The sequence below is a fragment of the Hymenobacter piscis genome, from assembly GCF_018760735.1.
Lineage (GTDB): Bacteria > Bacteroidota > Bacteroidia > Cytophagales > Hymenobacteraceae > Hymenobacter > Hymenobacter piscis.
Map to the genome: position 1 here is coordinate 45,800 of NZ_JAHHZN010000027.1, position 6,749 is coordinate 52,548.

Annotated in this window: 6 protein-coding genes; all 6 read right to left on the reverse strand. The window is 64.3% G+C overall.

Features of this window, described 5'->3' with window-relative positions:
- Nucleotides 1–300: 300 nt before the first annotated feature.
- The 6 genes from KLP40_RS19230 to KLP40_RS19255 all read right to left on the reverse strand — a co-directional run bounded on the left by KLP40_RS19230 (nt 301) and on the right by KLP40_RS19255 (nt 6,500).
- A complete protein-coding gene (locus tag KLP40_RS19230; RefSeq protein ID WP_215595463.1) occupies nt 301–987 on the reverse strand; it encodes a DUF2461 domain-containing protein in 687 nt (228 codons plus the stop codon).
- Between the two features lie 103 nt (nt 988–1,090).
- Nucleotides 1,091–1,900 carry a DUF547 domain-containing protein gene (locus KLP40_RS19235; RefSeq protein ID WP_215595464.1) on the reverse strand — a complete coding sequence of 270 codons (810 nt, stop codon included), beginning with the start codon at nt 1,898–1,900 and terminating at the stop codon, nt 1,091–1,093.
- A gap of 209 nt (nt 1,901–2,109) precedes the next feature.
- Complete coding sequence (locus tag KLP40_RS19240) at nt 2,110–2,937, reverse strand: MOSC domain-containing protein (RefSeq protein WP_215595465.1); 828 nt, start codon at nt 2,935–2,937, stop codon at nt 2,110–2,112.
- Nucleotides 2,938–3,174: 237 nt separating this feature from the next.
- Nucleotides 3,175–4,146 carry a YitT family protein gene (locus tag KLP40_RS19245; RefSeq protein WP_215595466.1) on the reverse strand — a complete coding sequence of 324 codons (972 nt, stop codon included), beginning with the start codon at nt 4,144–4,146 and terminating at the stop codon, nt 3,175–3,177.
- Between the two features lie 236 nt (nt 4,147–4,382).
- Entirely contained in the window at nt 4,383–6,035 is a 1,653-nt protein-coding gene (locus tag KLP40_RS19250) for a S8 family serine peptidase (RefSeq protein ID WP_215595467.1), read from the reverse strand.
- Nucleotides 6,036–6,080: 45 nt separating this feature from the next.
- The gene (locus KLP40_RS19255) at nt 6,081–6,500 is read right to left on the reverse strand and encodes a hypothetical protein (protein WP_215595468.1); all 420 of its coding nucleotides are present in this window, start codon (nt 6,498–6,500) and stop codon (nt 6,081–6,083) included.
- Between the last annotated feature and the right edge of the window lie 249 nt (nt 6,501–6,749).

Here is a 6,749-nt window from a genome sequence, read left to right on the forward strand (position 1 = left end):
AGTGAGTTGGTGAATGAGTGAATGTCGTGTTCCTGTGACGAAGTAAAACCGCCGCAGTACCTTCAAAACAGGGCCGGTAAACTGTTCCGGACAAAGCGCACCACTTCCACCAAGGCAAAAGCCCCTGGCGTCCACGCGTCAGGGGCGTTGTGTTTCATGGGGCTTCTTCCTCCGATTCGTTTTCTTGCAGAAGGATGCGCAGAGGGATGCGCCGAGGTAAAAGGAAGGCCTGTGAGCAGTTGTGCCTCACAATGCCCGAACAACTCACTCATTCACTACTTCACTCATTCACTACTTCACTCATTCCCCACTTTCCTCCCCGCTCATGGCGTCATTGAGGAACTGCACGAAAGGGCGGGCGGCCTGCCAGGCTTCGAGCACGCGGGCCGGGAAATCGGGACGGCGCACGGCGGCGTCGGGAAAGGCCTGCCACACGAAGAAGCTTTTCAGGCGCAGCCACTCTATGTCGGGGTCGGTGCGGTCGTAGCCCTTGGGAGCCGTTTTGAGGGCCTGCGACCTGTCGAGGCCGGCGGGGAAGTGCTGCAGCAGGGTGGCATCCTGGCGCAGGGCGTGGAAGGCGGGGCCGTTGTAATGGATTTCCTGGCGGATGCGGGCCAGCTGCTCGGGCTCGGGCATCCAGCGGCCGGCGCCCACGTAGGTTTCGCCCCCGGGCTGCACGGCCACGAAGTAGCCGGCCCGGCCGCTGTGCCGCCCCCCGGGCTTGAAACCCGCGCCCATGTGGTGCTTGTAGGGCTCGGTGCTCTGCTGAAACCGGTCGTTTTTGTTGATGCGGAACATCACGTCGGAGGGGGAGAGGCCGCGCAGGCCGGGCTCGAGGTCGGCGGAAGCCAAACGCAGCAGCTCGGCCACGAAGGCGGTGTACTCGGCGCGGGCCTGGTGGTAGGTGGCGCGGTTGGCGTCCATCCAGGCCTTGTTGTTGTTGGCGGCCAGGTCGCGGAGAAAGTTCAGAACGAGGGTGAGATTCATAGGAGCAGCAGAAGCAGGGGAAGCGGCGGCGGGCTCCAGTACCCATGCGGCCCCGCACCGCCAGTCGGTACGGGGCCGCATGCGCCGGGGTTGGGCGGGGCCGCTACTGGCGGCCCAGGGCCTGGCCGGTGCTCAGGCCGGTCCGGTTGTTCAGGGCCCAGCTAAAGGAGAGGTATTCTACCCGGGCCGTAGGCAGTACCGGCACGCTCACGTAGCGGTTGATAAACTCGATAATCTGGGGCTCGGTGCCGAAATCGGAGGCGTACGACTGGAACAGGGCCGAAAGCTGCACGCGCTGGGGGCTGAGCTGGTTGAAGGCCGCATCGTTGAGGAAGCGGCGGGTCTGCTCTTCGAGCTGCTGGTGGAGGCGGGCCCCGTCGTAGGCTTCGGCCAGCAGGGGAGCCTGGGACGCGGCCCCGTACAGCAGGGCGAAGTGGGTGCGGGGGTCGTGGTACTGGTCGCGCAGCAGTTCGCGCTCAATCTGATTGAGCGAGTAGTGCTGGCCCCCCACGTTGACTACCGGCGCATCCCAGGGCGACTTATAGCCGCCCACCACCTTGATGCGGATGTCGTTGATGCTGGCAACGGGGTAGTGTTCCAGCACCAGGTTGGTAGCGGCGGCGTTGTAGGTATTGAGCCAGAACGCTTTGGTGTCATCCGCCGACCACCCCTGCTCGGCGGGCTTGAGTTTGCGCAGGCTTTGCAGGTAGGCATACACCTGCTCTTCCTCCTCCACCAAGCCCTCGTAGTCCAGGCGGCCGTCGGGTGTCACGTAGTGGCGCAGCAGCGCGCCCCAGGGCTGCTGCAATTCCGCCAGCGGCTGGGACTGCGCGGCCGGCCCGGCCGCTGTCAGCAGCGTAAGGCCAAATACCACAATCAGCGGACGGAAAAAAGCAAGCAGGGCTGGGCGCATAAAGAAAGAGGAGCAGAAAAGGCGCAACAACGGGAATCCGGTGGTAACCGGGCATAACACCGAATACTCCTGGCAAACCCGGGTGGCTTTCTGTGTACTATCCTAAGAAGACGTTGTTCCTTCAAAGGTATTGCAAAGAACGGAGCTTGACAAAACACAAGTTCTTCTGCGTCCTTCCGCAGAACCAGGCTTCCCGGAAAGCGGCCAAATCAGGGCTTGCGGCTGAGGGCGGTCAGCGCGTCGCCCACGCGCAGCACGCCCCGGCCGGGGCCGGTTACGTTCTGGCCGAACATGACCTTGCCGCCCTCGGTGCGGTAGGTGGCCAGGGTGCGCAGGGGCTCTCCGGCCGGGCTTTTTTGGGCCGTTTGCTGGTCGATGGTGGTGAGTACGCAGCGCCCGCAGGCCCGCACCGCCCGGAACAGCACGTCGCCCACCCGGAAATCGGCCCAGCCATCCTCGGCAAAGGCCTCGCCCCCGCTGAACACCAGATTGGGCCGGAACCGGTCCATAACCACGGGCTGGACGAGGCGGCCGTTGAGCTCGGCCAGCGACTCCTGCCCGACGAGCAGAAAGGGGTAGCCGTCGGCGAAGCTCACCAGCTGGCCCTCGGGGTTGCGCTCGGGCTCCACGTCGCGGCGCACCATATCCGACATGTACACCAGCTTGCAGGGCTGGCCCAGGGCCTGGGTGAGCCACTCATCGCACTCGGGACGGGCCCGCCAGGCGAATACCATATCGTCCCAGATAGTCACGAACAGCGTTTTTTCCGGGGTGCCCACGAAGGGCACAAACAGGGGCAGCAGCTCGGGCCGCTGCTGGTGGGTGAGCAGAAAGCCGTTGTAGGCGGCCGCTACTTTCAGGTGGGCCATGGCGGCGGTCTGCCGCTGGGTCATGAACTGGTTACGCTCGTTTACAATCAGCCAGCGCCGGTCGTGGCGCAGGCCGCGGGCCTCCACCCGGGCCTCCGTGAGGCGGATGCCGCCCAGGGATTTCACGGGGTAGATGTAGAGGTCGGAGAGCAGAAGGGGAGCAGCCATGCGGCAAAGATACCGGTTGTTGGTTGCTGGACGGTAGTTGTTGGTTGTTGGGCGTCAGGAAAAAGGAACGTCATCCTGAGCGGAGCCGAGGAATCTCGCGTGCTGACGTTGCACCGGTAGCCTGATGACGGAATTACTTTGGCAACGTCAGCACGCGAGATTCCTCGGCTGCGCTCGGAATGACGTTCCTTTTCCCTAACAATCAACAACCAACAACCAACAACCAACCAACAACTCCTAATGCAACGGGCGCTTCTTGATCATGCCGCCTTTGGTGTCTTTCACGCTGTGCATGACGATGAAGGCCTGGCGGTCAATCTGCTCGATTTCGGCCTTGAGCTGGGAGAGTTCTAGGCGGGTGACGACGGTGAACACGATGTCGACGGGGCTGGGCGGGGCGCCGTGGGTGCCGTAGCCGCGCTTGCCGTTGTAGACGGTGGCTCCGCGGCCCAGCTTCTCGGTAATCATGCGGCGGATGGCATCGGAGCGGCCCGATACGATGGTCACGCCGGTGTATTCTTCCACCCCATCAATCACGAAGTCGATGGTTTTGGCCGCCGACAGATACGCCAGAATGGAATAGAGCGCCGTTTCGATGGAGAGCACGTAGGCCGCCACCCCGAAAATGAGGATGTTGAAGAACAGGATGATGTCGCCCACCGTCAGGCTGGAGTTTTTGCTCAGGTAGATGGCCATGATTTCGGTGCCATCGAGCACGCCGCCCCCGCGCATAGCCAGCCCGATGCCGGCCCCGAGAAAAAAGCCTCCGAACACCGAAATCAGCAGCTTATCCTGCGTGACGATGGGAAAATGCACCGTAGCCAGCACCAGGGCCAGGGCCAGAATCCCCAGGGAAGTGCGCAGGGCCACGGTGCGGTCGAGCTGGCGCCAGGCCATGAGCACGAACGGCACGTTGAGGGCCACAATGAGCACCGGCAGGGGAAACCCGAACAGCTGCCGCAGCAGCAGCGAGACGCCCGTGACGCCGCCGTCGAGAAAGCCGCCGGGCAGCAGAAAGCTCTCCAGCCCGAAGGCCGCCGCCAGCACGCCCGCTCCCAGCCAGAGCGTGCTCACTACCTGCCGCCGCCACCAGCGCTGGTCGCGGATGGGCCGGCGGCCGGGCCGGGGCCGCCGGAAGCGGGGCGGAGTTTTCGACGGCTGGTCAGCGGCCTGGCTTTTGCGCAGAAACAGGAGTTGGGAGAAGAGCATAGCTTGTACTTGTGGGAGCCGGTAAGTAGGGGTACTATCGAAGCGCAGAAATACCGAACAACGAAAAGAACGTCATTCCGAGCGCAGCCGAGGAATCTCGCTTGCTGACGTTGCAACGGTAGCCTGATGATAGGGTTACTTTGGCAACATCAGCACGCGAGATTCCTCGGCTGCGCTCGGAATGACGTTCCTTTTAAGTTCTAATCTCTACGCTCTAAATTCTAATCTCCAAGTTCTCACTTCACCGCCGCCGGCTGCTGGGCCAGCTGCACGGCCCGGTACAGGTTCACGATGCCGCCGGTGCTGGAGAGGTCGGCGAAATCGACCAGCTTGCCCGAACCGGGCTGGCGCACCTGGGTATGGGTGGGCTGGGCCGAGGCCAGGAGGAGGCGCTTGAGGTCGTAGGCCGTGAGCTGGGGGAAGTAGGCCTTGAGCGTGGCGGCCATGCCCGTCACCACCGGGGCGGCCATGCTGGTGCCGCTCAGGTTGCCGTAGCGCCCCCCCGGCAGGGTGGAGTAAATCTGGTTGCCGGGCGCAAACACGTCCACCTGGGTTTTGCCGTAGTTCGAAAAGTCGGCGGCCAGGCCCGCGTCGTTGTCGCGGGAGGAGGCGCCCACCGTAATCAGGTTCGGGATGCGCTGGCCGCTCTGGAACACCGGGGCGGGGTACTGCAGGGTCTGGTCGAGGTTGTTGTTTTCGTTGCCGGCCGAGTGAATCAGCAGCACGCCCTTGCTGTCGGCGTAGCGGATGGCTTCCTCCACGGCCGGGCGCTGGGGCGAGTAGTACTTGCCGAAGCTCATGTTGATGATGCTGGCCCCGTGGTCGGCGGCGTAGCGGATGGCGTTGGCTACGTCCTTGTCCCGCTCGTCGCCGTCGGGCACGGCGCGCACGGCCATGAGCTGCACGCTGGGCGCAATGCCCATAATGCCGAGGCTATTCTCACGGTCGGCCCCGATGATGCCGGCCACGTGGGTGCCGTGCAGCGGGTCGGGCCCGGCCACGTCGCGGTTGCCGTAGTGGCGCTGCTGCACATTGTCGGGCTCGTCGCCCACCAGGGGGCGGGGGTTGTACTGGAGGTTGAGGCCGTAGTCGAGCTGGTTCTGGGTTTCCTTGAGGCCGTTTTTCATCTCCGCCAGGATATCCTCCAGGGAGGCAAACCCGGTGGGCTGGAGCATGGCGTAGAGCTGGCCGGTGAGCTCGCGCAGCTTAGGGTCGCGGGTGGGCGGGTTGCGGAGCACGGCCGTATCGAGGCGCTCCACCTGCAGGGTCTGCTTCAGCAGGTCGGCCACCTGGGCGTTGTCGGCGTAGGCCTGGCCGTACTGCTGGAGGCGCTCGGTATTTTCCTGCACCTTGGCCTCGTAGCTTTTCTTCACCCGCTGGTAGAGGTCGAACTCGGGGCGCTGGGCGGCGGGTACGGCCGTGCGGCTCTTGCCCTTGTACTTGGGCTGGAGCCGGGCCACCAGGCGGGTTTCTTCCAGGGTTTCGAGGTGGATGTTGCGGCCATCGGCCCCGCCCAGATAGTTCCAGCCCCGCACGTCGTCCACGTAGCCATCGTGGTCGTCGTCGAGGCCGTTGCCGGCCACCTCCCGGGGGTTGCGCCAGAGCACGCGCCGCAGATCGGCGTGGGCCGTGTCGATGCCGGCATCGATGACGGCCACCACCACCGGGGTGGTGGGCCGGCCGGCCAGCAGCTCCTGGTACGCCCGGTTTACGCTCACCCCCATCACCCCGTCGGTGGCAGGATCGAGCAGATACCACTGCTGGAGGGCCGCCGCAGCGGGCGTCACGGGGTCGGGGGCGGCGGGCAGCACCGACTGGGCCAGGGCCAGAGAAGGAAAACACAACGCTAAGCCCAGCAACCGGAGCCGGGAAGGGAAAGAACTACGCATGCAGAAAAGGCTGAAACGGATGGTACGCCCGAAACACGGCGACGGTCATAAATGGTGCCGGGAATTTTCGGGCTGTCCCTGGGCCGCGCGCAGCGCCAGCGCCTCTCCGGCCAGACTCAGGCCCTGATACCGCACATTTTTGTGGTAATGCACGCGCAGCAGGCCCGCCCGAACCAGCCCGTCGACCACGCGCTGGGCGGCCTGGGCCGTGATGCCGGCGGCCTCGGCCAGGGCCGCGTTGGGAAGCTCCGGAACGGCCATGAGCGCGTACACAAAATGCGCCAAAGTACGGCGGCGGCGCGGGTCGCGGGTGCGCAGCTGCTCGCCCAGCACCCGGCCCAGTCGCTCCCGGATGGCCTCGGGAGTCATGAGCACCACTGCCGGCTCCTCGCGCTGCCGGATGCGCTGGGTGAGCAGGTCTACTACCGAGGACGGGGGCAAGGCAGGTACCGTAGGGTCTGTCATGCGTGAAAAAAGCCAGAGGGATGGAACGGGCGCCGGCACTACCGGCCAAAAAACGGGCTGAGCCGGCAGAAAAGGCGGGTAAACTGCTGTGAAAAAAAAGATAATCAGAGTGTAAGCCGGGGCTACTCTACCCTACTAAATTTTGAGGGCTAAAACGGGGCGGTCGACCTTTGGGGTTCCTACACCATCCAAATCCGTTCCGCCCCGTGAAGCAACGCCTCAAAGCCAAACTTACGACCCTTTTGCAAC